General features: G+C 35.5%; 28 protein-coding genes and 1 tRNA gene. 21 read left to right on the top strand and 8 right to left on the bottom strand.

The genetic code is table 11. The features are described 5' to 3' along the window. Positions 1 to 294: hypothetical protein (locus AC07XN_RS13150; RefSeq protein WP_494743420.1), on the top strand; the 294-nt coding region annotated here is incomplete at its 5' end. A gap of 62 nt (positions 295 to 356) precedes the next feature. On the opposite strand, the gene AC07XN_RS13145 is transcribed toward AC07XN_RS13150, so the two are convergent. From AC07XN_RS13145 to AC07XN_RS13120, 6 genes are all read right to left on the bottom strand, one after another. After that, a complete protein-coding gene (locus AC07XN_RS13145) occupies positions 357 to 1169 on the bottom strand; it encodes a (Fe-S)-binding protein (protein WP_494743419.1) in 813 nt (270 codons plus the stop codon). 143 nt (positions 1170 to 1312) lie between these two features. Further along, positions 1313 to 1744 carry a PBECR3 domain-containing polyvalent protein gene (locus tag AC07XN_RS13140; protein ID WP_494743418.1) on the bottom strand — a complete coding sequence of 144 codons (432 nt, stop codon included), beginning with the start codon at positions 1742 to 1744 and terminating at the stop codon, positions 1313 to 1315. A gap of 16 nt (positions 1745 to 1760) precedes the next feature. Beyond that, positions 1761 to 2636, bottom strand: coding sequence for a sterol desaturase family protein (locus AC07XN_RS13135; protein WP_494743417.1), 876 nt, complete (start codon positions 2634 to 2636; stop codon positions 1761 to 1763). A 76-nt stretch (positions 2637 to 2712) separates the two neighbouring features. Beyond that, positions 2713 to 3705, bottom strand: a complete 993-nt coding sequence (locus AC07XN_RS13130) for an alpha/beta hydrolase (RefSeq protein WP_494743416.1) — start codon at positions 3703 to 3705, stop codon at positions 2713 to 2715. Next, the gene (locus AC07XN_RS13125; RefSeq protein ID WP_494743415.1) at positions 3705 to 4367 is read right to left on the bottom strand and encodes an NAD(P)-dependent oxidoreductase; all 663 of its coding nucleotides are present in this window, start codon (positions 4365 to 4367) and stop codon (positions 3705 to 3707) included. The genes AC07XN_RS13130 and AC07XN_RS13125 overlap by 1 nt, the downstream gene beginning before the upstream one ends. A gap of 28 nt (positions 4368 to 4395) precedes the next feature. Continuing rightward, a complete protein-coding gene (locus AC07XN_RS13120; protein ID WP_494743414.1) occupies positions 4396 to 5724 on the bottom strand; it encodes a 4Fe-4S dicluster domain-containing protein in 1329 nt (442 codons plus the stop codon). 262 nt (positions 5725 to 5986) lie between these two features. Here AC07XN_RS13120 and AC07XN_RS13115 point away from each other — a divergent pair. The 15 genes from AC07XN_RS13115 to prmA all read left to right on the top strand — a co-directional run bounded on the left by AC07XN_RS13115 (position 5987) and on the right by prmA (position 17896). Next, positions 5987 to 6059: transfer RNA gene (locus AC07XN_RS13115), tRNA-Phe, on the top strand. A gap of 336 nt (positions 6060 to 6395) precedes the next feature. Continuing rightward, positions 6396 to 6971, top strand: a complete 576-nt coding sequence (locus tag AC07XN_RS13110) for a TerD family protein (protein WP_309915145.1) — start codon at positions 6396 to 6398, stop codon at positions 6969 to 6971. A 42-nt stretch (positions 6972 to 7013) separates the two neighbouring features. Further along, positions 7014 to 7712 (top strand): HAD family hydrolase, encoded by a 699-nt coding sequence (locus AC07XN_RS13105; RefSeq protein ID WP_309915148.1) that lies wholly within the window; start codon positions 7014 to 7016, stop codon positions 7710 to 7712. Continuing rightward, positions 7712 to 8557, top strand: coding sequence for a phosphoribosyltransferase family protein (locus tag AC07XN_RS13100; RefSeq protein ID WP_494743413.1), 846 nt, complete (start codon positions 7712 to 7714; stop codon positions 8555 to 8557). Before AC07XN_RS13105 ends, AC07XN_RS13100 begins: the two co-directional genes overlap by 1 nt. A gap of 1 nt (position 8558) precedes the next feature. Then, entirely contained in the window at positions 8559 to 9113 is a 555-nt protein-coding gene (locus AC07XN_RS13095; RefSeq protein ID WP_494743412.1) for a TerD family protein, read from the top strand. Between the two features lie 16 nt (positions 9114 to 9129). Then, positions 9130 to 9789 (top strand): TerD family protein, encoded by a 660-nt coding sequence (locus tag AC07XN_RS13090; protein ID WP_494743411.1) that lies wholly within the window; start codon positions 9130 to 9132, stop codon positions 9787 to 9789. Between the two features lie 14 nt (positions 9790 to 9803). Further along, on the top strand, positions 9804 to 10253 hold the full coding sequence (locus AC07XN_RS13085) for a hypothetical protein (RefSeq protein WP_494743410.1): 450 nt from the start codon (positions 9804 to 9806) through the stop codon (positions 10251 to 10253). Positions 10254 to 10339: 86 nt separating this feature from the next. Beyond that, a complete protein-coding gene (locus AC07XN_RS13080; protein WP_309915163.1) occupies positions 10340 to 10978 on the top strand; it encodes a vWA domain-containing protein in 639 nt (212 codons plus the stop codon). Positions 10979 to 10990: 12 nt separating this feature from the next. Continuing rightward, positions 10991 to 11626 (top strand): vWA domain-containing protein, encoded by a 636-nt coding sequence (locus AC07XN_RS13075; RefSeq protein WP_309915165.1) that lies wholly within the window; start codon positions 10991 to 10993, stop codon positions 11624 to 11626. Then, a complete protein-coding gene (locus tag AC07XN_RS13070) occupies positions 11626 to 11880 on the top strand; it encodes a hypothetical protein (RefSeq protein ID WP_309915169.1) in 255 nt (84 codons plus the stop codon). Before AC07XN_RS13075 ends, AC07XN_RS13070 begins: the two co-directional genes overlap by 1 nt. 9 nt (positions 11881 to 11889) lie before the next feature. Further along, a complete protein-coding gene (locus tag AC07XN_RS13065; RefSeq protein WP_309915172.1) occupies positions 11890 to 12981 on the top strand; it encodes a TerY-C metal binding domain-containing protein in 1092 nt (363 codons plus the stop codon). Between the two features lie 8 nt (positions 12982 to 12989). Next, complete coding sequence (locus tag AC07XN_RS13060; RefSeq protein ID WP_494743409.1) at positions 12990 to 14414, top strand: PP2C family serine/threonine-protein phosphatase; 1425 nt, start codon at positions 12990 to 12992, stop codon at positions 14412 to 14414. A 190-nt stretch (positions 14415 to 14604) separates the two neighbouring features. Next, positions 14605 to 16113: a helix-hairpin-helix domain-containing protein gene (locus AC07XN_RS13055; protein WP_494743408.1), complete on the top strand. Its 1509-nt coding sequence runs from the start codon at positions 14605 to 14607 to the stop codon at positions 16111 to 16113. Between the two features lie 22 nt (positions 16114 to 16135). Continuing rightward, entirely contained in the window at positions 16136 to 16930 is a 795-nt protein-coding gene (locus tag AC07XN_RS13050) for a DUF475 domain-containing protein (protein ID WP_494743407.1), read from the top strand. A gap of 132 nt (positions 16931 to 17062) precedes the next feature. Next, positions 17063 to 17896, top strand: a complete 834-nt coding sequence (gene prmA, locus AC07XN_RS13045; RefSeq protein ID WP_494743406.1) for a 50S ribosomal protein L11 methyltransferase — start codon at positions 17063 to 17065, stop codon at positions 17894 to 17896. 119 nt (positions 17897 to 18015) lie between these two features. On the opposite strand, the gene AC07XN_RS13040 is transcribed toward prmA, so the two are convergent. Then, positions 18016 to 18495: a flavin reductase family protein gene (locus tag AC07XN_RS13040; RefSeq protein WP_494743405.1), complete on the bottom strand. Its 480-nt coding sequence runs from the start codon at positions 18493 to 18495 to the stop codon at positions 18016 to 18018. Positions 18496 to 18743: 248 nt separating this feature from the next. Between AC07XN_RS13040 and AC07XN_RS13035 the strand changes: the two genes are divergently transcribed. From AC07XN_RS13035 to AC07XN_RS13020, 4 genes are all read left to right on the top strand, one after another. After that, positions 18744 to 19952: a 4-hydroxy-3-methylbut-2-enyl diphosphate reductase gene (locus AC07XN_RS13035; protein ID WP_309915945.1), complete on the top strand. Its 1209-nt coding sequence runs from the start codon at positions 18744 to 18746 to the stop codon at positions 19950 to 19952. Positions 19953 to 20331: 379 nt separating this feature from the next. Next, complete coding sequence (locus AC07XN_RS13030) at positions 20332 to 20853, top strand: gluconate 2-dehydrogenase subunit 3 family protein (protein ID WP_494743404.1); 522 nt, start codon at positions 20332 to 20334, stop codon at positions 20851 to 20853. Between the two features lie 81 nt (positions 20854 to 20934). Next, complete coding sequence (locus tag AC07XN_RS13025; RefSeq protein ID WP_494743403.1) at positions 20935 to 22650, top strand: GMC oxidoreductase; 1716 nt, start codon at positions 20935 to 20937, stop codon at positions 22648 to 22650. Between the two features lie 298 nt (positions 22651 to 22948). Next, positions 22949 to 23791, top strand: coding sequence for a sialate O-acetylesterase (locus AC07XN_RS13020; protein WP_309915195.1), 843 nt, complete (start codon positions 22949 to 22951; stop codon positions 23789 to 23791). A gap of 155 nt (positions 23792 to 23946) precedes the next feature. On the opposite strand, the gene AC07XN_RS13015 is transcribed toward AC07XN_RS13020, so the two are convergent. Then, a complete protein-coding gene (locus AC07XN_RS13015) occupies positions 23947 to 24312 on the bottom strand; it encodes a winged helix-turn-helix transcriptional regulator (RefSeq protein ID WP_309915197.1) in 366 nt (121 codons plus the stop codon). A 159-nt stretch (positions 24313 to 24471) separates the two neighbouring features. On the opposite strand from AC07XN_RS13015, the gene AC07XN_RS13010 reads away from it, so the two are divergent. Next, positions 24472 to 25347 carry an SDR family oxidoreductase gene (locus AC07XN_RS13010; RefSeq protein WP_494743402.1) on the top strand — a complete coding sequence of 292 codons (876 nt, stop codon included), beginning with the start codon at positions 24472 to 24474 and terminating at the stop codon, positions 25345 to 25347. Positions 25348 to 25362: the final 15 nt, after the last annotated feature.

Genomic DNA, 25362 nt, shown 5'->3' with positions numbered 1-25362 from the left:
GTTTATATATACCTCATTTCAATAATAGGATTGATGTTTTTTATGAACATAAATTCCATTTCTTACGATGAAAAAAATATTTATATATTCAATTACAAAGGCAAAAAAACTTATTTACGCTCGGTTGATTTTAGTATTGAACCAATCGTTTTTTTCTTAGATTTTTATTGGGTAAAGTTTTCAGAAACAAACGAGAAGTACTTATTTTCACCGCAAATCGGTCAAATTTTTGGAACTACTGATAGTGGCTCAACTGCTAAAGAAATTGAAAAGATGTTAAAAACGGAAAGTTAAACCTATTGATGGCATGACTTCAAGTCATGCCATCAATAAAAATCAGTAATTCAGAAGAATATTTACTTCATCCCTTCCAATAACAATTCAGCCAAATCATATACTTTTACAGAATCTTCTTTTTCTTTGTTTTTTACCCCATCCGACATCATTACCATGCAAAATGGACAAGCTACGGCAATGGTGGTTGCTCCTGTAGCCAAAGCGTCTTCAATGCGTTCTACATTAATGTCTTTTTTGCCTTTTTCAGGCTCTTTAAACATTTGTCCTCCGCCAGCACCACAGCATAAACCTTTGGTTTTGCAACGTTTCATTTCTACCAAATCAGCATTCAAAGCTTCTAAGACCGAACGTGGCGCTTCGTAAATATCATTAGCACGACCTAAATAACAAGAATCATGGTAAGTGATTTTACGTCTGGTCGGCACTCCGACATTGAATTCGCCCCCATCTTCTACCTTTACTTTGCCTGCATCAATCAGTTGTTGTAAAAAAGTAGCATGGTGAATTACTTCATAGTTTCCACCTAAAGCTGGATATTCATTTTTTAAAGTATTAAAGCAATGTGGACAAGCCGTTACGATTTTTTTTACACCATATCCGTCTAATACCTGAATATTCATCGTGGCTTGCATTTGAAATAGAAACTCATTGCCGGCTCTCCGTGCAGGGTCGCCAGTGCAAGATTCTTCTGTGCCGAGTACGGCAAATTTTACGCCTACATGATTGAGTATTTTAGTAAATGCAATGGTTACTTTTTTATAGCGGTCATCAAAAGAACCTGCACAACCTACCCAAAATAATATTTCAGGTGTTTCGCCAAGGCTCATCATTTCTGCCATGGTAGGCACTTTATATTCTATTTCTTTTAACATATCTTTATTGATTTTCTTCGTTATTTCACAGGACAAATCATAATTTATTTATTATCTTTGTAATGAACAAAAACGTTTAGGACGTTAGGAGGAGGGATAAAATTAATTTTTAGGCACTCGCTCGTTGTTTTTAAAAGGAACTGTCAGAAATGATGGTTCTTTTTTATTATACGCATGGAATTTAAAGCTAATTGTTTTTTCCCTGTTCTTACCTCTTTAATTATTACATATTTATCTCCAATTATTTTCTGAAATTGAAAAACATCTTTACCTAATTTATTTTGACCATCATAGAAAACTAAATCAGGGTTTTGTAAAATTTCTGGAATTAGGCTAAAGTCAGCATCTGTAATAGCTACTTGACCTTTCGGTGTTTCAATTTCTGGAACTCCATGATTCTTAATAATATGTTTTATCGCATATACATCAATAGAAAATCGATAATTAGTTAATTGAATGCCAGATTGCTGGGTTAAAATATTTGATAATTCATGGGTAATTTCACCTATAATTAAAACCTTGTTTTTGTTTTCAGTATCAGTTTTTGCTAGGGTTAGAATCTCGTTTAAATCCATTATTATTAATAAGTGTTTATTTATTATTTATCTCTTCCTGCATTTGCTTCGCTGTTTTTCTAGAACCATCGTGGCTCCAGCCCGGAGGAGCGAAAACATAATTAAAAGCATTCTTTAATGAACCAGCCTTCCAAACGTCTTTAGCAATATCAATCCATTCGCTAAAGGCAATTTTTACAGGATTATAAGTTTTTAAATTAGTCGTCAGTCCATAAGTAGGTCGTTCCTCTTCTTCTATAAAGGTGCCAAACATTCTATCCCAAATAATTAGAATACCAGCATAGTTTTTATCTAAATATTTCACGTCCGAACCATGATGTACCCGATGGTGCGAAGGCGTATTAAAGATAAATTCAAAGGGTTTCCACATTTTACCAATCGTTTCGGTATGAATCCAATATTGATACAACAAACTGATTTGTTGCATAATCACGATAACTATCGGATGAAAGCCTACAATAGGCATCCATAAATAAAAAATAAACGAACCCGAAATATTGCCTGTCCACGTTTGACGAAGCGCCGTTGCCAGATTATACTTTTCAGAAGAATGATGCACTTTATGCGAAGCCCAAAAGTATCGAATCAAGTGTGCTTCCCGATGAAACCAATAATAGCTAAAATCGTCAGCAAAAAATGCCAAAACCCACATCCACCAAGCAGTGCCATCTAAAGTAAATACCCGAAAATTGTCATACAAATACAAAAAGATAAAAGCAATGGCCGTTTTTGTAATCAAACCAGTCAACAAATTACCAATCCCCAACGCCATAGACGTAAAGGAGTCTTTGGCTTCTAAATAATCTTTTTGTTCGCGTGTAATAAATATTGCCTCAATAATGACAGTCAATATAAAAAACGGAACAGCATATAAAATAAGATTCGGTGCCATTGTGATTAATTTGAGAATTTGAAAATGAGCTAAATTTGAAAATGACTGACAGTCGAAATCTGATTGCTCAAAGCCTTTACTTCAAAACCTTATCTAAAAACACTTCAGTCTTTTGCTGAACATGCTGGTAGTCTTTTGATAAAACATAAGAGCCAATTACATGATTTCCCGCATTTGGAAAAACAACTTTTTGTTTTTCGTTGGCAGGTACTCCCAATTCGTGATACATTTTTAACATGGCTGGTACAGATACTACTTTGTCTTGCTCTTCTTCATTTTTGTAGTAATAGCCCATAAAGGTTGGACATTTTACTTTTTCAAACGTTGCTGGCGTCATGATATTCGTCAAGAAATTTTGCAAAGCAATTACGCCATTTAAATGATAATGTGTGCTCCAGTATCTGCCATGAATAGGGTTATGAGGAGGGAAATCCCGTACTTCTGAACGATTAACTAATTTAGCCATAGCAAATCCCCAATGATTATCGACTAACTCCGCATTACTATCAAAAATTTTAATACAAGGCGAATACAATACAATCGATTTAATTTCGGGATGTTGCGAAGCCAAATACAACGTCAAAGCTCCACCAAAAGACGTTCCTACTACAACTACCTCATCCCCCAGTTTTTTGCCAATGGCTAAGGCTTCTTCGGCTGATTGAATAAAATCATCTGCCGTGACATTTTTCATAGTAGAATCGCCCAAATCGATACCATGCCCAGCAAGACGAGCCAAGTATAGATTAGCACCATATCTTTTTGCCAAATTAGTATGAACAGGGTCGCCTTCTTCCTGACTTGCCGAAAAGCCGTGGATATATACGATTGCTAGTTTAGTCTTTACCTTTTTGGCAGTATCAGCCCAGATGATACGAGCTTCACAGTCGGGGCGAATCCCCACAACTGCTTTTTCATCCGTATTGATTTTTGTTTCCAAGTCGGTTAAAGAACTAGGTAGATTAAAACTATAAGTTTTGATGATTGGAGCATCTGGCTTTGGACCCATTAAATAGCCAAAAAAGCAAATGACAATTAATATGATAAATACCTTAAATAATGGTTTCATTATTCAGAAATTGTTAATGTTTGATGGATAAATGTTTTTGTTTCTAAAATATCAAGCATGAAGCTCGCCACGTTTTTTCTACTAATGAACAAACTGGGTTTAGATATACTATTTAAGCTAAAGTGTACTTTATGTTGTTTAGTGAAATTGGTTAAAACCACAGGACGAACTATTGTCCAATTTAAATTAGAGGATTTAATTAGTTTTTCTTGCTGTTCATGTGCTTCATAACCAAACTTAATATTGCTATAATCTATCATTAATCTAAAACACCATGGGATATCATTTCTTGTTTCCGAAACACCCCAAGCTGAAATAACAATAAGTGACTTAATAGGATATTGATTACTCAAACAAAGAATATTTTGAATTGATTTTTCAATGAAATCTTTGGGGGTACGTAACTTAGCCCAAGGAAAATCAGACTTTCTTGAAATATTTAATGCACTAATTACAATTGAACAATTCTCGATAGCACTTGCCAATACTGTTAAATCGCTTGGTGTTCCTTCAAAGACTTTTAACCTATCAGATTGGATTTTTATTTTTTGAATATCTCGTACTAAAATATTTACTTCGTATCCTCTTGCCAAAGCAAGGCTTAAAAGATGCTTTCCCGTTCTTCCAGTTGCACCTAGTATTAGTATTTTATTGTTATTCATAACTAATTAGTACACCTTAAATCACTAGTTACTTTACATCATTTGCCCAGTTGAATCTATCAGAAGGAGAAAACTTCCAAGGAGCTTGGTTCGTTTCCAAATTAGAAAACATAGCATTCCATGAGGCAGGTGCACTAGACTCCTCCATAATTTGGTATCGACGTAATTGCAGGATAATATCTAAAGGCGAAATATTAATAGGGCATTCTTGCACACAAGCATTACAAGTGGTACAAGCTCGTAATTCCTCTGAAGAAATATAATCTCCGTATAAAGCCTTTCCATCTTCTACAAAGATTCCTCCATTTATCGATAGATTTCTGCCTACTTCCTCCAGACGGTCGCGGGTATCCATCATGATTTTACGAGGAGACAAAGCTTTGCCTGTAATGTTAGCAGGACAAGATGACGTACAGCGACCACACTCTGTGCAGGAGTAAGCATCCATCAGGTTTTTCCAAGACAAATCCTTAATGTCTTTTGCTCCAAAACGAGCAATTTCTGTACTAGCCTCGGCATCAGGTTGTGCTAAGCCTAACATGATTTGTACTTCTTTTGTCACTTCTGGCATATTCGACATTTCACCTTTAGGCTTCAAATTCGAAAAGTAAGTATTCGGAAAGGCCAAGAAAATATGTAAATGTTTAGAGTAAGTAACATATAAAGCAAAACCCAAAATACCCAGAATATGCAACCACCAAGCTGTGCGCTCATAAACAATGAGGGATGTTTCATTCCAGTTTATAAAGATTGGCTTCAAGAAAGAGCTAATCACAAAAGAGCCTACTTGATGATAATGCTGGTTGCCACGTTCTTGTAATATACTATCGACAGCATTCATGCTTAGTAGGGCAGTCATTAATACAATTTCGGCAAATAAGATAGTGTTAGCATCGATTATAGGAAAACCATTGAGTTCACGGTGGCTTGTAGCTTGCAAACGTTCTACTTTGGTAATATTTCTACGGATTAGAAATATAAGACAAACCGAGAATACGCCAAAAGCCAGTATTTCAAAGAAATTAATCAAGATAGGATAGAGGCTTCCTAATACTGGAGCAAACACACGATGAGTACCCAAGATACCATCTAGCACAATTTCCAATACCTCTACATTAATTAATAAGAAACCAGCATAAATGACAAAGTGCATAATACCGACGATGGGGCGGTCAAACATTTTCTTTTGTCCGAAAGCTATTCGTAACATTATCTGCAAACGTTCAGAAGGGTTATCCGAACGGTCTTCAGATCTGCCCAATTGAATGGTCTTTTTAATGGTTTGTATGCGTTTTGAAATAAAATAAGCTGCCAAACCGAAAGCTGCTACAAAGAGAATTTGTTGAATGATTTGCATAGTTCAGAAAAATAAGCCTGTTTAGCTTACTTAATATTAAAATGTATCAGAACCTCTTTTTGATGATTTTAAAGAAAATCTGGTGATTTTTTTAACAATTTACTGAATTAATTGTGTGTTACAAAGATGTGGGTTTTCTATTTGTTATGCAAGCATACTATTTGAAAAATAATTTTAAAATTTTTGAAATTATTTTTAGAAAATGTTTGGTGCTAAAAAAAAGTTTCCTACCTTTGCAGTCCCGAAACACAGGCGGGATTCAGGTGAAGTAGCTCAGTTGGTAGAGCATCGGACTGAAAATCCGTGTGTCGGCGGTTCGAGTCCGCCCTTTACCACAAAAAACCCCTTAGACGTAACGTTTGAGGGGTTTTTTATTGAATTTACGTTAACTATCAACTGTACTCACAAATGCTGTGTAACAATTCTTCTCGTGTTATATCTATCAACTATCATAGATGTTAGCTTACAATCATCCTAATTTAAATACCTTATCTCCTGATTCTATATCAAACAATTTCTTAGGAAAATATGTCGGCAACTAGGGCGAAATAATACTCAAATTAGAGAAAATAGAGTCTAATATTAAACGAAAAATATTTTTCATCGAAAAAATAAAGTAAAAAAGAAAAATTGTTATATTTGAAATCTTCAAATAACTAAGTAGTTCAACTATGGCAATAAGTTTAGTAAAAGGACAAAAAATAGATATTGGATTGTCCAAAATTAGTGTAGGTCTTGGCTGGAATCCTAATGAAGGAACAGGAGAGAGCTTTGACTTGGATGCGTCGGCTTTCATGATAGATGCCAATAGAATTATTCCTGCTGATGATTTTTTTGTATTTTATGGGAACGTAGATTCTCCTGATGGAGCTTTGCACCACACTGGCGATGACCCTACTGGAGGAAATAGTGAACATGGAGATGATGAGACTGTGCAAGTAGATATTGCTAAAATAGACCCAAATATTCAAGAAATTCTTTTTGTCGTAACCATACACGAAGCTTCAGCTCGTAAGCAAAACTTTGGACAAGTCAGAAATTCATACATCAGAATTGTTGATGAAGATACAAAACAAGAGATTGCAAAATATGAATTGGATGAAGATTTCTCAGTAGAAACAGGAATCGAATTTGGAAGACTTTACAAAAGGAATAATAGTTGGAAATTTGAAGCTTCAGGCATTGGATATAAAGAAGATTTGGCTTTCTTCTTGTCTAAATACTTTAAAGGACAAATTATTAAATAATCCTTTGTAAATTTTTAAAAAACTACCCTAATTCTACCCTTTATGAAAACATATAAACATTATTCGTTCGACCTTTGGCTTACACTTATTAAATCAAATCCTACCTTCAAAAAAGAAAGAGCACTTTTCTTTTTTAAACATTTTAATGCTTCAAAAAAAACCTTAATAGAAGTAGAAATCATTTTTCGTCGTATAGATTTAATGGTTAATGCTGTCAATCAGAAAAGTGGTGGAAATATTAGTGCAGAGGAGATGTACTTGATGGTTGTTTATGAGATAAACGAATCTGATTGTATTTTCCATAATCTTGATATAACATGGCTCCTTAATGAAATGGAGTTACTTTTCTTTCAATATATTCCTGTAATTTATGATGAAAACACACTAAATGCATTAAAAACCATTAAGGAGAATAATGAGACCTCAATGAGTATTTTGAGTAATACTGGATTCATCAAAGGCTCAACATTAAGAGTTGTATTAGAAAGATTAGAATTAGCGCATCTTTTCGATTTTCAACTTTATTCTGATGAAGAGGGATTATCAAAACCTAATCCCAAATTTTTCGAATTGATGCTTGATAAAGTCTCGACGCTAAAAGAAAATAGACCAATAAATTCAAGTGAGATTATTCATGTTGGAGATAATTTAGTAGCAGATATTTATGGCGCAAATTTTATAAAAATTAATAGTTTTCAAATAAACTCAAATAAAAATACAATTTCTGACTTATTAAAATAATGCAAAATACTTATTCGCTACATAAAATTAATAGTATCGAAAGCCTAGGGTTTAGTCCTACTCATTATAGCAAATTCAAATATGGAGATGATGCAATAGCCCAAGAATTTGGTACATGTTTGGCAGAAGGTTTTATTAAGGACCATTTAATGAAATATCCAATTCATACTCAGATAGTGGTTATCTCTAGTCCATTTGCTTTTATTCCTACAGCTACATTTGCAATGAAAAACTATTTTGTATTTCGTTTGAACAGATGGCTAGCATCGAATAATTTCCAAGTTGTCCAAGAAACAAAAGTTACTCGTAGTATTACGTATAAGGAAGATTATGGAGAGTTGGATGAAATACAACGTATGAAATTAATTGGTAATGATAAATTTCATATAGATAAAGATTTCCTGAGAGATAAAGTGTTAATTTTCTTGGATGACATTAAAATAACTGGTAGTCATGAAAAGATGATTACAAAAATGCTAAGGGAATATAATTTAGAAAACGAAACCCATCTTTTATACTTTGCCGAATTATCTAACCGAAATATCCATCCTAATGTAGAAAACTTTTTAAACTACTATTGTGTAAAATCTATCTTAGATTTAGATGGCATTATCAAAAATGAAAGATTCGCCATAAATACTAGGATTGTAAAATATATTTTAAGCGGAGAGAGTACTATATTCAAAATATTTATCCAAAATCATCATAATAGTTTTCTTGAATTACTTTATGATATGGCCATTGGCAATAGCTATCATACAATTGAGGCCTATCGAGAGAATTTGACTACATTAGAATCACACATTCAAAAAATAACTCAAACTCAAAATATAATAACTACTTAACATGGCAATTAATTTACAAAAAGGACAGCGAGGGTCTCTGACTGCTCCTAAATTTACAATTGGTTTAGGTTGGGATACTAACAGTTCTTCAACAGGAAAAGATTTTGACTTGGATGCTTCAATTTTTGTAATGGGTGCAAACAAAAAAATCTTATCAGACAACCATTTTGTTTTCTATAATAATTCAAAAACACCTGATGGTGCTGTGGAACATTCTGGTGATAATTTAACAGGAGATGGAGATGGAGATGATGAACAAATTAAAATAGATCTTTCTAAAATAGATGTTAATGTTACTGAAATTTGTATAGTAGTAACTATTCACGAGGCAGAAGATAGAAAGCAAAATTTTGGACAAGTGCGCAATTCATACATTAGAGTTTTTGATTCAACTACTAATATCGAAATACTAAAATATGAGTTAGAAGAAGACTTTTCAATTGAAACCGCTATTGAATTTGGTAGAATTTATAAGCGTGGTGATGAGTGGAAGTTTGAGGCAGTCGGTTCTGGAATGAAAGGAGGCTTAGAAGATTATCTAAATAAATATAACTAAAATAAACACTAATACTATGGCAATTAATTTATCAAAAGGACAGAAGATTGATTTAAGAAAAGAATCTGGAACGGAACTTACAAATTTTTGTGTTGGAGCTAACTGGGGAGCAATAGAAACAAAAGGTTTTTTTGGATTATCGACTAACAAACAAAATATCGATTTAGATTTAAGTTGTGTTTTGATTGATGATAAAAACAATTTGTGTGATCACATTTATTCACCGCTTTATAAAATAGATTTTTTACAAAAATTCGGTTTGCCAAAAGGGAAATTAAATACGATTGATAATGCACTGAAACATACTGGAGATGATTTGAATGGTGATTCTGGTGGAGACGATGGCTTAGATAATGAAATTATCACAGTAGATTTAACGAAAATTAATCCTAATGTTTCAAAGATATTTTTCTTCTTAAATAATGCAGGTAAAGAAGATTTTTCAATGATTCCTTATGCTAAAATTCGTATGTTTGAAGGTACGTCTACTAAAGTTTCTTCTGTTTTTGCATCATACAATATCGCAGCAGAACCGCAATTCAGAGGGAAAACATCATTAATATTAGGTAAGCTTTATAAAAAAAATGACAAGTGGAAGTTTGATGCTATTGGTGATCCAACGGACGACTCATTTTTAGGACAAACTATTCACAGAATCATTCAGTCATATTTATAACTATACCTAATCATATGGAAATTAATACTAATGGCTTAACACCTAATGAACTTAGAGATGGTGTAGCACAAGGTGGTAAATTTGTATTTTTTAAATATACCATTTCTATTATTATCATGACTTTCAGACGAACATCTGATATTTATTATATTGAACCTGGGGGCTCAACCTTTACCCATTCATGGAGTAGTATATTAATAAACCTGTTGTTGGGTTGGTGGGGTCTTCCATGGGGACCTATCTATACTATTGGTGCTCTCTATAATAATTTTAGTGGTGGCGAGGATGTTACTGGAATAGTGATGTCACAGATTAATGATAACGATGCATCATATGGTACAGGAACAAACTATAATATTCCTGGACAAGGTACCAGCACTTCCACTAGTAGCCAACCTACTTACAACATTCCCAATAATGGTGGCAACAATGATGGGAATACCTACAATATTCCACGTAATTAATTGTAAATTGTCGATAATGATGGATAGATTAAAAATCCATTATTATCGATAATTTTTTAAACAATCATCCACAAAGGATTAAGCATATGAGAAGACTACCCGTTTACTTAGTATTAGATACTTCTGGCTCAATGAATGGCGAACCTATTGAAGCCGTTAAAAATGGTGTACAAGTAATGATAAGTTCATTACGGCAAAATCCTCAAGCTATTGAAACAGCTTTTATTAGTGTAATTACTTTTGATACTAGTGCACAGCAAATTATTCCATTGACAGATTTAGCCTCTTTTCAGATGGTTGATATAAAAGCCTCAGGAGTAACTGCTTTAGGAGAAGCCCTTAAATTAGTGAGTAATTGTATTGAGCGAGAAGTTGCTAAAACCACTATGGAACAAAAAGGTGATTGGAAGCCTTTGGTTTTTATTATGACTGATGGTGTTCCAACAGATAACTGGCAACATGGATTAACGGAGTTTAAAAAGCATAAAACTGCTTTTACAATTGCTTGTGCTGCTGGTAGTGGTGCAGATACTTCTATTTTGAAGCAAATCACGAATGATGTAGTTAGCTTAGACACGGCAGATAGTGCCAGTATTTCAAAATTCTTTTTGTGGGTTACAGCCTCTATCGGTGTATCATCAACCAAGGTAGAAGACAGCGGTAAAGAAGTGCAAGGCTTAAAAGAATTGCCTCCGCCACCATCAGAACTGAATATTGTAGTTTAATTGACCCCTAAGATGAGAAGATTACCCGTTTATTTTCTATTAGATACTTCTGGTTCAATGTATGGCGAACCCATCCAAGCATTAAACAATGCCCTGAGCGGTATGATTAATACCCTCAGAATGGATGCTCAGGCACTGGATTCGCTGTGGATATGTATTGTGACTTTTGATAGAGAAGTAAAAGAAATAGTACCCCTTACTGAATTAGCCTCTTTTCAGTTGCCCGAAATCACCTGTCCACAGAGTGGGCCTACCCACACGGGCAAGGCATTGGAGATGCTGTACCAAAAAGTAAAAACGGATATTATCAAGGGCAGTCCCACCCAAAAAGGCGACTGGAAACCCCTATTATTCCTTTTTACAGATGGCAAACCCAACGATTTGCAACTATATAGAGAGATGCTTCCGCAAATAAAGTCCCTTAATTTTGGAGCGATTGTATGCTGTGCCGCAGGCAAACTAGCAGACGATAGCCTCTTGAAAGAATTGACTGATAGCGTAATTCATTTAGACAATGCCGATAGCACTACCTTGAAGCAGTTTTTTAAATGGGTTTCAGATACCATAGAACAAGGAAATAAAAGCCAAGGTACGGGCGAATCTGTCGCTTTACCTCCTCCTCCAAGCGAAATAAATATTGTAATATAATGAACCTAATACTCCATATTTTAATCAATATCCTTATCGTTGGTTTATTCCTTTATTCAAAACTTTTGCCTTATAAAGATAGACTAGGCGGTCAGTTCAAAAGTGCTTTTGATTTTTTTAGTAGCTTATTTACCCCTATTCTCAACGGACTAAAATCTGCCTTTAAACCCTTTGAGGTTGGGCAAGGTTTGTCTGTCGATATGTCACAAATTGTATTATTAATAATTCTACTATTGTTGAACCGATTATTTTAATGTAAAACAATGAGACGACTCCCTATTTACTTCTTGATTGATGTATCCGAATCAATGGTGGGCGACCCAATCCAGCAAGTAGAAGATGGTATCGCTACCATCATCAAAGCCATCAAAACCGACCCTTACGCTATCGAAACCGTTTGGATTTCGATTATCGTCTTTGCGGGACAAGCAAAAACCTTAGTACCCTTACAGGAAGTAGTAAGTTTTTATCCTCCCCGATTCCCGATAGGAGGAGGTACTTCGCTTAGTAACGGACTCGGGCATTTGATGTTTGAATTACGCCGAAACATCGTAAAAACAACTATGGAGCAAAAAGGCGACTGGAAACCCATTGTATTTTTATTGACAGATGGAGTTCCAACAGATGATACCAAAGCCGCCATAACAGAATGGAAACAGCATTGGGGCAAAACTGCCAACATGGTAGCCATTTCTTTTGGCAATGGGACAGACTTATCCTTGTTAAATGAATTGACCGACAACGTCCTGACGTTCAACAATGCGACTCCCGAAGATTACCGAAAATTCTTCAAGTGGATTACAGACTCTATCAAAACGAGTAGCATCAGTGTAGAAAACAATAATAGTGGTTTTGAAATGGCGAAGCTAGACGATAGCTCGCTTACCAAAATTGATTTTAGCAATGCTAAAGCCAAACCCGTAGAACAATATATTGATAATAATTTTGTAGTATTAGCAGGAAAATGCCAAAATACTAAAAAACCATATCTTATCAAGTACAAGAAGTTTTTGAGTAATGCAAATACAATGGGCTTTAATTATCAAAGCCTTTCATACAGACTTGTAGGAGCCTATAAAGTAGATGATACGTACAACGAGTTAACAGACATCAACGGTATCTCTGCAAAAATCAATACAGAAGAACTGGTAGGGATGCCCGCTTGTCCATGCTGTGGCAACCAATATGCGTTTGCGATGTGTGCCTGTGGAGAACTACATTGCGTTGGTACACAAAATATTAACGAAAATGATAAAAATGAAGCTGAAATAAGTGCAACTTGCCCTTCGTGCGGTGTACACGGTAGTTATGGATTTAGTAGTGGCGGATTTGATGTAAACAGAACCCAAGGATAATACCTACCATGAACCAAACAACGAAGCAGTACATAGATACCTTTTTTGGACAAATAAGCATAGTAGTTCCTGCCCACAGAAAACAACTTTTTGAGGAGTTTGTTCAAAATGAAACCAATATTAAAGCGGTAAAAATCATACAGGAAACCCAGAAAATGATGACAGAGCAATGGAGAATAAAGAATATCATACAGGACATCATTGATACCCCTCTTGTTATACCCAATGCTACCGTAGGCAAACCCTATAAAGCCATTTTAGATTTGTGCAAACTTGGCGGTATGGAGGAAGACAACATTGTTTTTACAGAATTTGAAAATTTAGAACACCTAGGTTTAGCTTACGACAACGAGTCTGAAAGCATTAATGGAATGCCTACCCAAAGCGGAGATTTTAAAATCTCCATGAAATTCAGGGTGAGGGACGAAGCCGACGATTCAGTATTGAACGAAAAACGCATTCCATTGATTATCAACGCCGACCCAAAGTCGCTCTGGAAAGATATACCCAGCACCCAACAAGAGGATAACTATTGGAAGGAAGACAAGGCGGAGGCTTTTGAAAAACTTGGAGACAGGCACATTGTTGTGGCATCTAAAAGGGGGCGTTCGCATGCCAATGTAGGTTCTTTTAGGGATGATGATTTTGCTTTTAAGCATTTTCCAGATACAGGCTGGAACCTAGTATGCGTTGCGGATGGTGCAGGCAGTGCCAAGTTTTCAAGAAAAGGCTCAAAACTAGCCTGTGATGGTATCATCGACTATTTCTCTGAAAATTTAACGGCAGAATCCTTTGCTGAGTTCGACAACCTACTGCTAGAACATAACGCTGGCACTGGCGAAGATACCCAAAAGAAACTCAACCTTTTTGTGTATAACAAATTAGGAACGGCTGCCTTTACTGTTCATAAACAGCTAGAAGCTTTTGCTACAGATACCCAAGCAAACCTCAAGGATTTTCATACTACCCTGATATTTGTTTTATTCAAGAAGTATGACTTCGGCTATGCCATCCTGTCGTTTGGGGTGGGCGACTGCCCAATAGGACTGTTGAACAAAGACTTGACAGAGATTAAATTAATGAATTGGCTAGATGTAGGTGAGTATGGTGGAGGTACTAGATTTATAACAATGTCTGAAATATTCAGTAGCAATAAATTCAGCACCCGTTTTGGCTTTAAATTAGTAGATGACTTTTCGTATTTAATGCTAATGACCGACGGTATCTACGACCCTAAGTTTGTGGTAGAAGCCAACCTAGAAAAAATCGAAAATTGGCAAGCCTTTTTGGATGATTTAGGCGGAAACAACGAAGAAAAAATTACTGTAGCCTTCAACCCCGAAAACACCGAAATAGCCAATCAACTATCGTCATGGATGGATTTTTGGAGTTCTGGCAATCATGATGACAGAACATTGGCAGTTATATTTTAAGTAATTGAGTGATTTAATGAATGAGCGATTTAGTGATTACAAATTTAAACTGCGGCGACAGACTGCTCATAAATTACCAATTGTTAAAGTAGTACGTTTAAAACAAACGACGTTGTTTTGTGAATTAAAGTGCTCACTAGCAATATATCAAATTCAAAACTTATCGCTTACAACTCACAATTCCTAAATAATGGGTGTAATTACAGTAAAATCCATCATCAACGATTCCACTTATCAATATGTTGATAACGGAAACCCCAAGAGTGGCACGGCAAAAAATGTGTATTTTAGCCCTGACAAAAAATACGTAGTCGCTATTTTTAAAGACAAACAAGACTTTAACCAAAAGGAAAGACTTACGAAGATTGTAACCCAGTATTACAATGCCATAAAAACCAAAGAAGCAGGAGATTATTATCTAGAAGAAATATATCGTTGGCCTACTGATGTGATTGAAATTGAAGGCAAAACGGGTTTAATTGTACCAATATATAATTCAAAATTCTTTTTTAAGAAAGGCTATGCTACCAGTGATTTAATTCAAGGCGAAGAAAAAAATGGAAAGTGGTTTGCTGCTTCTAAGTTCAGAAATAAGCTTTTCCCTTTGCGTTTGGACGAAAGCGAATTGGGTAACTGGTTGGGGTATTTTCAGATTTGTGTCAATTTGGCTAGGGGCGTAAAAAAAATGCACCAAATGGGTTTATCGCATTCGGATTTATCGTACAATAATGTCTTAGTTGACCCAGTTACTAAGTCTGCCTGTATGATTGATTTAGACGGTTTAGTAGTGCCGGGGCTATTTGCAGCAGAAGTAATTGGCACAGCCGACTTTATCGCTCCAGAGGTACTAGCAACCAAACATCTGGGCAGAACAGATCCAAACCGCAAGCTCCCCAATCGTTTAACTGACCTCCACGCCTTGGCATGTCTAATCTATATGTATCTACTACACAGGCATCCGCTAAAAGGAGGCAAGGTGCATGATCTAGATACTGAAAAAGATGATTTGCTTTCAATGGGTGAAAAAGCTTTGTTTATCGAGCATCCCACAGATGCTACTAACAGGCCCAAGATGAACCAAATATCTAAATGGGATACCTATTGGGCAGATGTGAATAAGCTACCTTATACCCTAACGGGGCCATACCTAAAAGAGTTATTTAACCAAGCCTTTATCAAAGGGCTACACAATCCCAGCGAACGCCCAAATGCCGATATGTGGGAACAGGCACTATTAAAAACTACAGACTTGATGCAGCCCTGTAGTAATACAGCCTGTGAACAAAAGTGGTACGTTTTTGATAATACCACCACGCCAAAATGCCCTTTTTGTGGTACTCCCCACAAAGGAACACTCCCTGTATTAGACCTATATCACCAATTTAAACCAAGTGTGTGGCATCCAGAAAACCATCGACTGATGGTTTACAACAATCAATATCTATTTCAGTGGCATGTAAATCGTAACATAACCCGAAACGAACGCCTGTCACCTGCCCAAAAAGAACCCGTTGGATACTTTACTTTTTATAATAATGCTTGGGTTTTAGTGAACCAAAAACTAACAGGACTCAAGGATTTAACAGAAGATAAAATGATAGGTATTAACGAAATGGTAATATTGACTAATGGGAAAAAACTATTACTATCAAAAGAAGACGGTGGAAGAGTAGTAGTAATCACGATGGCAAATCAATAATTTAAAACTTAACTCATTTAAAATGAATTCGTTAATTCAAGATATTAGCATCCTTTGGCAAGATGTAATCAACCATCCTGGCAATTCACTTGCCATCATTGGAAATTTAATCATTATCGAAAGTTTACTATCGGTTGATAATGCGGCTGTTTTAGCTACTATGGTAATGGACTTACCCCAAAATCAGCGAGATAAAGCATTAAAATATGGTATTTGGGGTGCATACTTTTTCAGAGGAATAGCCATGATTTTTGCTTCAATTCTCATTAGTATTTGGTGGCTAAAGCCAATTGGAGGGCTTTATCTTTTATATCTAGTTTTTGACTGGTGGAAAGGCAAACAAACTGAAACTACCGAAGATGATTTAATTGATAAAAAAAGCAATTGGCTTTATAAATTAACTGTTGGTTCATTAGGTACTTTTTGGGCTACAGTAGCTTTGGTAGAATTAATGGATATGGCTTTTTCAATCGATAATGTTTTTGCGGCTGTAGCGTTTACACCCAATATTATTTTGGTTTGTATAGGGGTATTTATTGGTATTTTAGCCATGAGATTTATCGCACAATGGTTTGTTAAATTGATGGAAAAGTACAGTTTTTTAGAAACTTCGGCTTTTATTGTCATCGCTATTCTAGGGTTAAAATTATTATTGTCATTATATGAATATCTTTATCCAGAGAGTAGTTTTAGTCAGTTTCTAAAAAGCCATATTGCAGATATTGTAATTTCAGGACTGACTGTTGGTATTTTCTTTATTCCTATTATTACCTCTTTACTTTTCAATTTTCCGAAAGCAAATAATAAAGAGGTCTGATACAATCTATTTATTTCATTACAATCTATGTTGTTTGTATGTTCATAAATTTGTTACATCCCAAAATATTAAGATTAAGCCATTGGAAAATATTATCTTTGGGGCTGCAAACAAGCAAATCAAAATTTAATCATGAACTACATAGAAGTAAAACTAAACATCAACCCAGAATTTTCGGATATTTTCATGGCTGAGCTAGGGGAAATTGGCTACGAAACTTTTACCGAAGAAGCAGAGGGTTTGAACGCCTATATTACAGAAGATTTGTTTTCGGAAGAGCAACTGGATGAAATTATGGAGCGATATTTAGCGATGACTCCTATTAGTTATAGCTACTTGACTTTAGAAAAAAAGAACTGGAATGAGGAATGGGAGAAAAACTATGAGCCTATCTTAGCAGCAAACGGTCGTGTGAGAGTACGTGCTAATTTTCATGAGCCTGACCCAACTATTCAATATGAGTTGTTGATTAATCCTAAAATGTCTTTCGGAACAGGACATCATGAAACTACTTCAATGGTGTTGAGTTTACAAATGGAGATAGACCATCAAGGGAAAAAAGTATTGGATGTAGGTTGTGGAACAGGAATATTAGCCATTTTTGCTTCAAAATTAGGAGCTTCGGAAGTAGCAGGTTTTGATATTGAAGAATGGGCTGCCGAGAATTCGCGTGAAAATGTACAATTGAATGATTGTGATAACATCGTAATTCGTCAAGGAACTATCGAAGATGAACCTGCTGACCAATACGATATTATTTTGGCTAATATCAACCGAAATATCCTGATGCGTGATATTCCAAAATATGTAGAATTTATGAAACCCGCTCCTTCAAAATTGATTGTAAGTGGTTTTTATCAACATGATATTGAGGACATAGAAGGCGTAGCGAAAGAAGCGGGGTTAATAAAAACACATACTGAAAATAAGAACAACTGGGCTGCTGTCATTTTTGAAAGAAAATAATTGGCTTTCCGAAGTCAGACTTCGGCTTTTCAGATTAACATAAATGTAGCGGCAATCTTCACGATTGCCGTTTTTGTTTTCTTAATACCGATAGCTGACAGCCGAAATCCGAAAGCCATTTACCCCCTCACCAATCCCTCGGCTCTTAAATAATTGTTGGTCAATACCTCTTTGTCTGGATTCAATACTTTCTGTGTTAATACTTCACAGACAAATAATTCATGGTCGCCAGAATCTATACTTCCCACACACCTACATTGCACATAACCTATGGCTTCCGTAAGGTAGGGGCAACCCCTTTCGTCTATCTCAAAAGGCAAGTTTACAAATTTGTTAGAAGTCCTACCACTTTTTCTGCCCAGTTTCGTAATGAGCTTTTTGGCTTGGTCTTTCGCCAAAAGATTTACATTCAGTATCATACTTTCTCGTACCAATTCAATGGTATAGTCCGTTTTGTATAAAGCCACTGTAATAAACTTCCCCTGCATAGCACTTTGCATAACCCAAGTGGCAATGTTGGCATTTATTTTTCCTAATGGTGAAACCGTTGTGATAGCATGCACATCGTAATTTTTGTATTTTAATAAAGACTTACCCATGTTCAATTTTATGAAATTTTTAAATTACAAAACAGATCATTAGAAAGAAATAAAACTTTTACTTTAGTGACCCATTGCGCAATTACTAATAATTATTTGGCCTGATTTTACACTTTTCGTGTAACTTTGAAAACTGTTAATCAAAAAAGTTGTTTAAAGAGATGGAGGTAATTAGTAATTCTTCTGATATTGAACTGTTTCGGGTGGAAGCTCCTTTAGAAGGAGATGCTCGAAGAAAAATGAAGAAAATGAAATCATTTCAGATTCCTGATCTATACAAGAGTACTATTATCGGCGGTATCAAGGAGAAACGCCGTGTTCAAGATAAACTCAAAAAAGACTTTACACCCACAGTCTTAGACTATGGCTCCGTAAAGTTCTTGATTTCTAGGCATTTTGGCTTTTGTTATGGTGTAGAAAATGCAGTTGAAATAGCATACAGAACGATAGAAGAAAACCCTGATAAAAGAATTTTTCTATTATCAGAGATGATTCATAATCCTGATGTAAATGCTGATTTATTAAGTAGAGGGGTTAGTTTTATCATGGATACTTCTGGTAAACAATTAATCCCTTGGGTTGAACTGACTTCAGATGATGTCGTAATTGTACCTGCTTTTGGTACGACGATTGAAATACAACAACGCCTTTCTGAAATAGGTATCAATGCTTATCAATACGATACTACTTGTCCTTTTGTAGAAAAAGTTTGGAACCGTGCTACAGCAATTGGTCAGAAAGATTATACGATTGTAGTGCATGGGAAACCTGCGCATGAGGAAACCAGGGCTACATTTTCGCACGCCAAAGAAAATGCTGCCACAGTGGTTGTAAAAGACATGAAGCAAAGCATTGAATTGGCAAAGTACATCACAGGCGAAAAACCAGCAGAACAATTTTATGAAGAATTTAGCGGACAGTTTTCAGAAGGTTTTGATGTTACTAAAGATTTACAAAGAATCGGTGTAGTAAACCAAACTACAATGCTAGCTTCTGATACACAGGGAATTGCCGATTATTTAAAGCAAATAATGGTTCAAAAACATAATATTGAAGGGAACGATGTAACAGCCTATTTCGCAGATACCCGAGATACCCTTTGTTATGCTACCAATGATAACCAGAGTGCTACTTATGGGCTATTAAAAGAAGATGCCGATTTAGTAATAGTAGCGGGGGGGTATAATTCATCAAATACATCACATTTAGTAGAGCTTTGTGAACAAAAACTACCTACTTATTTTATTTCCTCTGCCGATAAAATATTAACAAAAAATATCATCAGTCATTTTGATTTACATTCAAAAACTGAAAAACATACGAGTGATTTTTTACCCCAAAAAGAACAAGTAACGATTATGCTTACTTGCGGGGCATCATGCCCTGATGCAGTGGTTGAATCTATCTTATTGAAATTGCATTCATTTTTCCCTGATGCACAGCCTGTTCAGGGCTAAATTTTTGTTGAATTGTGATTCTATCACAATTCAACAAAACACATTGCTCAACATTTATCTAGCTTAATCTTCTCCTCTTCCTATCTTTATTACCCTTTTTTTATGGGAAATTTATAAGGTTAGACAGTTTTACAATAAATAGGTATTATTTACGTAAAGCTATCTTTACAAAGTACAGTTTGCCCTAAAATAAAATTATATATTGTAACTTAAAGCCTTGATTTTTATTCCAAAAAGAGTAAATGATAAATTGTAGCCGTAAGCTATTGAAAATCTCTTTTTCTAAGTTGAATTTTAACAGGTGATAAAACCACATAACTCAGTCTAATCCGTAGGGTAAAAAATCTTTTATTTGTATTCATAAATTAACCTTAACATAATGCAAAGACGTTCGGCAATCAAAAACTTGGCTCTTACGATTGGGGGAACAATCGTTTTACCAGCTTGGGCAAATGCTTGGAGTAAAGAATCACTTCAAAATAATACCTTTAAGATTAGCTATTCCCAAGAGGCTTTATTGGCAGAAATCGTAGAGACTATTATTCCTAAAACAGATACACCTGGTGCAAAAGAGCTTGGTGCAGATAAATTTATCTTGAAAATGGTAGCAGACTGCTATGATAAAAAGTCGCAAGATATTTTTGCAAAAGGGCTTGTTTCTGTAGATGAATTATCAAAAAAGGAATATGCTAAAACTTTTGTGGAGAGCGATTCAAAACAAAAATTAGATATTCTAAAGAAAATGAGTATGTCACAAAACAGTGATGACAAAGGATTTATTCAATTAGTAAAAGGGCTTACGATTGATGGATACTTGGTTTCTGAATATGTGATGACTAATCTAAGAATTTTTGAAATGGTTCCGGGGCGTTATCACGGATGTGTACCAATTAAAAAATAGTATCAAAATTTAGCTTAAAAGTATAAGCAATCTGTTGCCGTATTAATTATTACTACTCTCAAATTTTATTTTAAAAAGATTATGTCCAATTTAAATATAGATGCTATAAAGAACCAAACTTACGATGCCATCGTGATTGGTTCAGGAATAAGTGGTGGCTGGGCTGCTAAAGAACTTACAGGAAAAGGATTACGTACACTAGTACTGGAGCGAGGAAGAGATGTAAAACACGTAATCGACTATCCAACTACTTTGATGCAACCTTGGGAATTTGAACACCACGGCCGTATTAAAAAAGAAGTAAAAGATGCCAATCCAATCGTGAGTAAATGTTATGCCTTTTATGAAGGTACGGAACAATTTTTTGTGAAAGATGCCGAACATCCTTATGTACAAGAAAAACCCTTCGATTGGATTCGTGGCTACCAAACTGGTGGAAAGTCATTACTATGGGCTCGTCAAACACAACGTTGGTCTGAATATGATTTTCAAGGACCTGCCCGCGACGGCTTCGCTGTAGATTGGCCAATACGCTATGCAGACATTGCTCCTTGGTATAGTTATGTAGAAAAATTTGCTGGTATTTCTGGTAATAAAGATAATGTGCCTAGTTTGCCAGACGGTGAATTTTTAGCCCCACATGAATTAAATTGTGTTGAAAAATACTTTAAGGAACAAGTAGCCAAAAACTACAAAGACCGTCATATTATTACAGGACGTTGTGCGCACCTTACATCACCTAAACAAGTGCATTATGACCAAGGACGAGCACAATGCCAGAGCAGAACGATTTGTGAACGTGGGTGTCCTTATGGTGGCTATTTCAGTAGTAATTCATCTACCTTGCCTTGGGCTGCCAAGACAGGTAAACTAACATTACGTCCGAATTCAGTAGTGCATTCAATCATTTATGATGAGAAAAAAGGCAAGGCTACAGGCGTAAGAGTAATTGATGCTACTACCAAGGAAATGATGGAGTTTTATGCGCGAATTATTTTTGTAAATGCGGCCGCTTTAAATTCAAACTTGGTATTGTTGAATTCTACTTCACATCGTTTCCCGAACGGATTAGGAAATGATAGTGGATTATTAGGAAAATATGTAGCCTTCCATAATTATACAGCAACTATCAATGCAGAATACGAAGGATTCTTGGATAGTACAACCGATGGGCGTAAACCAAATTCAGCTTATGTTCCTCGTTTCAGAAACGTTGAAAAACAAGAAACGGATTTCTTGCGTGGTTATGCGGCTGGGTTCTCGGCTGGGCATTATCAGCACGACGATAGAAGCGGTTTAGGGGAAGATTTGAAAAAAGCTTTATTAAATCCAGCATATAACAATGTATGGAGTGTTGGTTCGCACATGATGGGCGAAACTATTCCGAAGGAAACTAATTATGTAGCGTTGGATAAATCGAAAGTAGACCCTTGGGGAATTCCTCAACTGAGAATTTCGGTTGATTATGATGATAACGACCGCAAGATGGTGAAAGATTTCTTTGAACAATTCACGGAAATGTACACTAAAGCTGGATTCACTAATATTAGAACGAACGATTCAAACCGTACACCTGGCTTAGATATTCACGAAATGGGTGGTGCAAGAATGGGTAAAGACCCTAAGACATCTATCTTGAATAAATGGAATGCGATTCATAGCTGTAAAAATGTATTCGTAACAGATGGTGCTTCTATGACGTCAACATCTACTCAAAACCCATCGCTTACGTATATGGCAATGACAGCTCGCTCTGTTGATTATGCTGTAAAAGAAATGAGAAAAGGAACTTTATAGCGTTGAGTAACGAGCTATCAGCTTTGGGGATGTTGGAAAGAATAAAACAATAAAAAGGGTAAGTATCCAATTGGATGCTTACCCTTTTTTAATTAATAAAATATATCAATGGTAAATAAAAGCTCAAGGCTGAAAGCTTATAGCTCAAAGCTAATCCCAAGCTATAATGCTATAAAATTAGCTTTTGTTTAGAGGGAATTGAACATTTTAGATATATATATGTTAAAATGTGCTAATGAAACAAAAACTAAATGGCTTACTTTATATCCTTAAATATTGATAGATTTTAATAATAACCATGAAACAAAATCCTTTTAAGTACGCATTACTACTAAGCTTCTTTTTATCGTCGTGTATTACCGCTTTTGGTCAAGACACAAACTTTCACATTTACTTAAGTTTTGGGCAGTCGAATATGGAAGGAAATGCTCCTGTGGAAGCCCAAGATACCATTAATGTTGACCCTCGCTTTCAAGTAATGGAAGCTGTTGACTGCCCTAATTTGGGTAGGAGCAAAGGGCAATGGTATACTGCCATTCCTCCTTTGTGTCGTTGTCGTACAGGAATTACCCCCGGAGATTATTTTGGTAGGACTATGATTGAAAACCTCCCTAAAAATATAAAGGTGGGTATTATCAATGTTGCGATTGGTGGTTGTAAAATCGAATTATTTGATAAAGACCATTTTGAAACTTATACGAGTACTGCACCGTCTTGGATGAAAAACATGATAAAAGAATACGACGGAAATCCGTATGGTCGTTTGGTAGAAATGGCTAAGTTGGCACAGAAGGATGGAGTTATTAAAGGTATATTGTTGCATCAGGGAGAATCCAACACAAATGATACGCTTTGGACTAAAAAAGTAAAGATAGTGTATGATAACCTTATAAATGACCTTCATTTAAAAGCAGAGGAAGTACCATTGCTTGCTGGAGAAACAGTTAATGCAGACCAAGGAGGCATTTGTGCTAGTATGAACAAAATCATTGCTACGTTACCACAAACCATTCCAAATGCTCATGTTATTTCTTCTGCAGGATGTACTGATGCAGCCGATAATTTGCATTTTAATGCGGCAGGTTATCGCGAATTAGGCAAAAGATACGCTACTAAAATGCTTACCTTGATTCAACATTAAATTCCTCCGTAAAAAATACTGTTACCTTATCAAAAGGTCAATAAAACAAGAACTTACCAGCCTCCTTCTAAACAGAGGAGCAAACGATTCATAAATTTGTTGTATTGTAGATTTACTCCACGCATTTTGTGTGGAGTAATTTGTTTATGATGCCATTACACCTTAAACTTCTCTCTAGAGCTCTTAATTTCTACAATATGCTCGTTTGCCCATGTGGCTAAATTATTAATATGTGGAACAAGGCTAAAGCCTAAATGAGTCAATTGGTATTCTACCTTAGGAGGAATCTCAGGAAATACTTGTCTTGAGATTAGCCCATCGGCTTCTAAAGTTCTCAAGGTGACGGTCAGCATTTTTTGTGAAATATCTCCAATTGTCTTATTGATTTCATTAAAACGCATTGTTCCGTTTTGTCCTAAAACAATCAAGATAAGTATCGACCACTTGTCGCCAAACCTGTCCAGCACATTCCTTACAGGACAATTGGCTGAAATTGTAAAATTATCTATTATTTTTTCCATCCTAATATGTTGATTATCAGTAATACTTACTTTAAAGTAAGTGCCTAACTTTTTAGTGCCTTCTTGATTTGTTATTAAAGAGAAACTACTTTTACTCTCCAAAAGTAACTTAATTACTTTTAGTATGCAATAAGACTTTTAAAATAAACAATCAAAAAAATGAGCAAGATATTAGTAACAGGCGTAACAGGTGGGTTAGGTAGTGCAGTAGTAAAATTTTTATTAGGAAAAACAGAGGCTTCAAACATTTCAGTATTGGTAAGAGATGCTGCCAAAGTTGAAGACTTGAAAAGCAAAGGCGTAAACATCATCGTTGGCGATTATAACAATTATGATTCATTGGTTGCTGCTTTCTCAGGGATTGATAAATTATATTTTGTGTCAGGAAATGATATTGCTAATCGTATTCCTCAGCATGAAAATGTAGTAAAAGCAGCTACACAAGCAGGCGTAAAGCATGTGGTGTACACTAGTTTCCAACGTAAAAATGAAACAGCTACTTCGCCAATTGCTTTTGTGGCGGAAGGACACCTAAAAACAGAAGAATGGTTAAAAGCATCTGGGCTGGCTTATACTATTCTAAAACATGGTTTGTATACCGACTTATTACCAATGTTTGTGGGTGAGCAAGTACTTGAAACAGGCGTAATTTATCAACCTGCTGGTGATGGAAAAACCGCTTTTGCTTGGCGTGAAGATATGGCAGAAGCAGGAGCAAACGTTTTAACCAGTGAAGGACACGAGCATAAAATCTATGACATTACAGGTGCAAAAACTTATTCTTATCAAGACATTGCCAATATCATTTCAGAAATAACAGATAAGCAAATTGTGTATGTTTCGCCAAGTATAGAAGAATTCACCAAAACGCTTACTGATGCGGGTGTTCCAGCACATTACATTGGTTTATTTGCAGGCTTTAGTGGAGCAATCAAAGATGGTGAGTTTGATGAAGTAAGTTCTGATTTAGCAGATTTATTAGGCAGAACGCCACTAGATGTTGAAACTTTCTTGAAGGGAGTTTATGGGAAATAATTTGAAGATTTGAAA

The organism is Arcicella sp. GW458-12-2-14-TSB2 (genome assembly GCF_059423785.1).
This window is presented reverse-complemented; position numbering and strand designations above follow the sequence as displayed.

Coding starts and splice junctions, on each gene's coding strand:
- AC07XN_RS13145 (WP_494743419.1), bottom strand. CDS start 1,169: ATGTTAAAAGAAATAGAATATAAAGTGCCTACCATGGCAGAAATGATG.
- AC07XN_RS13140 (WP_494743418.1), bottom strand. CDS start 1,744: ATGGATTTAAACGAGATTCTAACCCTAGCAAAAACTGATACTGAAAAC.
- AC07XN_RS13135 (WP_494743417.1), bottom strand. CDS start 2,636: ATGGCACCGAATCTTATTTTATATGCTGTTCCGTTTTTTATATTGACT.
- AC07XN_RS13130 (WP_494743416.1), bottom strand. CDS start 3,705: ATGAAACCATTATTTAAGGTATTTATCATATTAATTGTCATTTGCTTT.
- AC07XN_RS13125 (WP_494743415.1), bottom strand. CDS start 4,367: ATGAATAACAATAAAATACTAATACTAGGTGCAACTGGAAGAACGGGA.
- AC07XN_RS13120 (WP_494743414.1), bottom strand. CDS start 5,724: ATGCAAATCATTCAACAAATTCTCTTTGTAGCAGCTTTCGGTTTGGCA.
- AC07XN_RS13110 (WP_309915145.1), top strand. CDS start 6,396: ATGGCAATAAGTTTAGTAAAAGGACAAAAAATAGATATTGGATTGTCC.
- AC07XN_RS13105 (WP_309915148.1), top strand. CDS start 7,014: ATGAAAACATATAAACATTATTCGTTCGACCTTTGGCTTACACTTATT.
- AC07XN_RS13100 (WP_494743413.1), top strand. CDS start 7,712: ATGCAAAATACTTATTCGCTACATAAAATTAATAGTATCGAAAGCCTA.
- AC07XN_RS13095 (WP_494743412.1), top strand. CDS start 8,559: ATGGCAATTAATTTACAAAAAGGACAGCGAGGGTCTCTGACTGCTCCT.
- AC07XN_RS13090 (WP_494743411.1), top strand. CDS start 9,130: ATGGCAATTAATTTATCAAAAGGACAGAAGATTGATTTAAGAAAAGAA.
- AC07XN_RS13085 (WP_494743410.1), top strand. CDS start 9,804: ATGGAAATTAATACTAATGGCTTAACACCTAATGAACTTAGAGATGGT.
- AC07XN_RS13080 (WP_309915163.1), top strand. CDS start 10,340: ATGAGAAGACTACCCGTTTACTTAGTATTAGATACTTCTGGCTCAATG.
- AC07XN_RS13075 (WP_309915165.1), top strand. CDS start 10,991: ATGAGAAGATTACCCGTTTATTTTCTATTAGATACTTCTGGTTCAATG.
- AC07XN_RS13070 (WP_309915169.1), top strand. CDS start 11,626: ATGAACCTAATACTCCATATTTTAATCAATATCCTTATCGTTGGTTTA.
- AC07XN_RS13065 (WP_309915172.1), top strand. CDS start 11,890: ATGAGACGACTCCCTATTTACTTCTTGATTGATGTATCCGAATCAATG.
- AC07XN_RS13060 (WP_494743409.1), top strand. CDS start 12,990: ATGAACCAAACAACGAAGCAGTACATAGATACCTTTTTTGGACAAATA.
- AC07XN_RS13055 (WP_494743408.1), top strand. CDS start 14,605: ATGGGTGTAATTACAGTAAAATCCATCATCAACGATTCCACTTATCAA.
- AC07XN_RS13050 (WP_494743407.1), top strand. CDS start 16,136: ATGAATTCGTTAATTCAAGATATTAGCATCCTTTGGCAAGATGTAATC.
- prmA (WP_494743406.1), top strand. CDS start 17,063: ATGAACTACATAGAAGTAAAACTAAACATCAACCCAGAATTTTCGGAT.
- AC07XN_RS13040 (WP_494743405.1), bottom strand. CDS start 18,495: ATGGGTAAGTCTTTATTAAAATACAAAAATTACGATGTGCATGCTATC.
- AC07XN_RS13035 (WP_309915945.1), top strand. CDS start 18,744: ATGAAATCATTTCAGATTCCTGATCTATACAAGAGTACTATTATCGGC.
- AC07XN_RS13030 (WP_494743404.1), top strand. CDS start 20,332: ATGCAAAGACGTTCGGCAATCAAAAACTTGGCTCTTACGATTGGGGGA.
- AC07XN_RS13025 (WP_494743403.1), top strand. CDS start 20,935: ATGTCCAATTTAAATATAGATGCTATAAAGAACCAAACTTACGATGCC.
- AC07XN_RS13020 (WP_309915195.1), top strand. CDS start 22,949: ATGAAACAAAATCCTTTTAAGTACGCATTACTACTAAGCTTCTTTTTA.
- AC07XN_RS13015 (WP_309915197.1), bottom strand. CDS start 24,312: ATGGAAAAAATAATAGATAATTTTACAATTTCAGCCAATTGTCCTGTA.
- AC07XN_RS13010 (WP_494743402.1), top strand. CDS start 24,472: ATGAGCAAGATATTAGTAACAGGCGTAACAGGTGGGTTAGGTAGTGCA.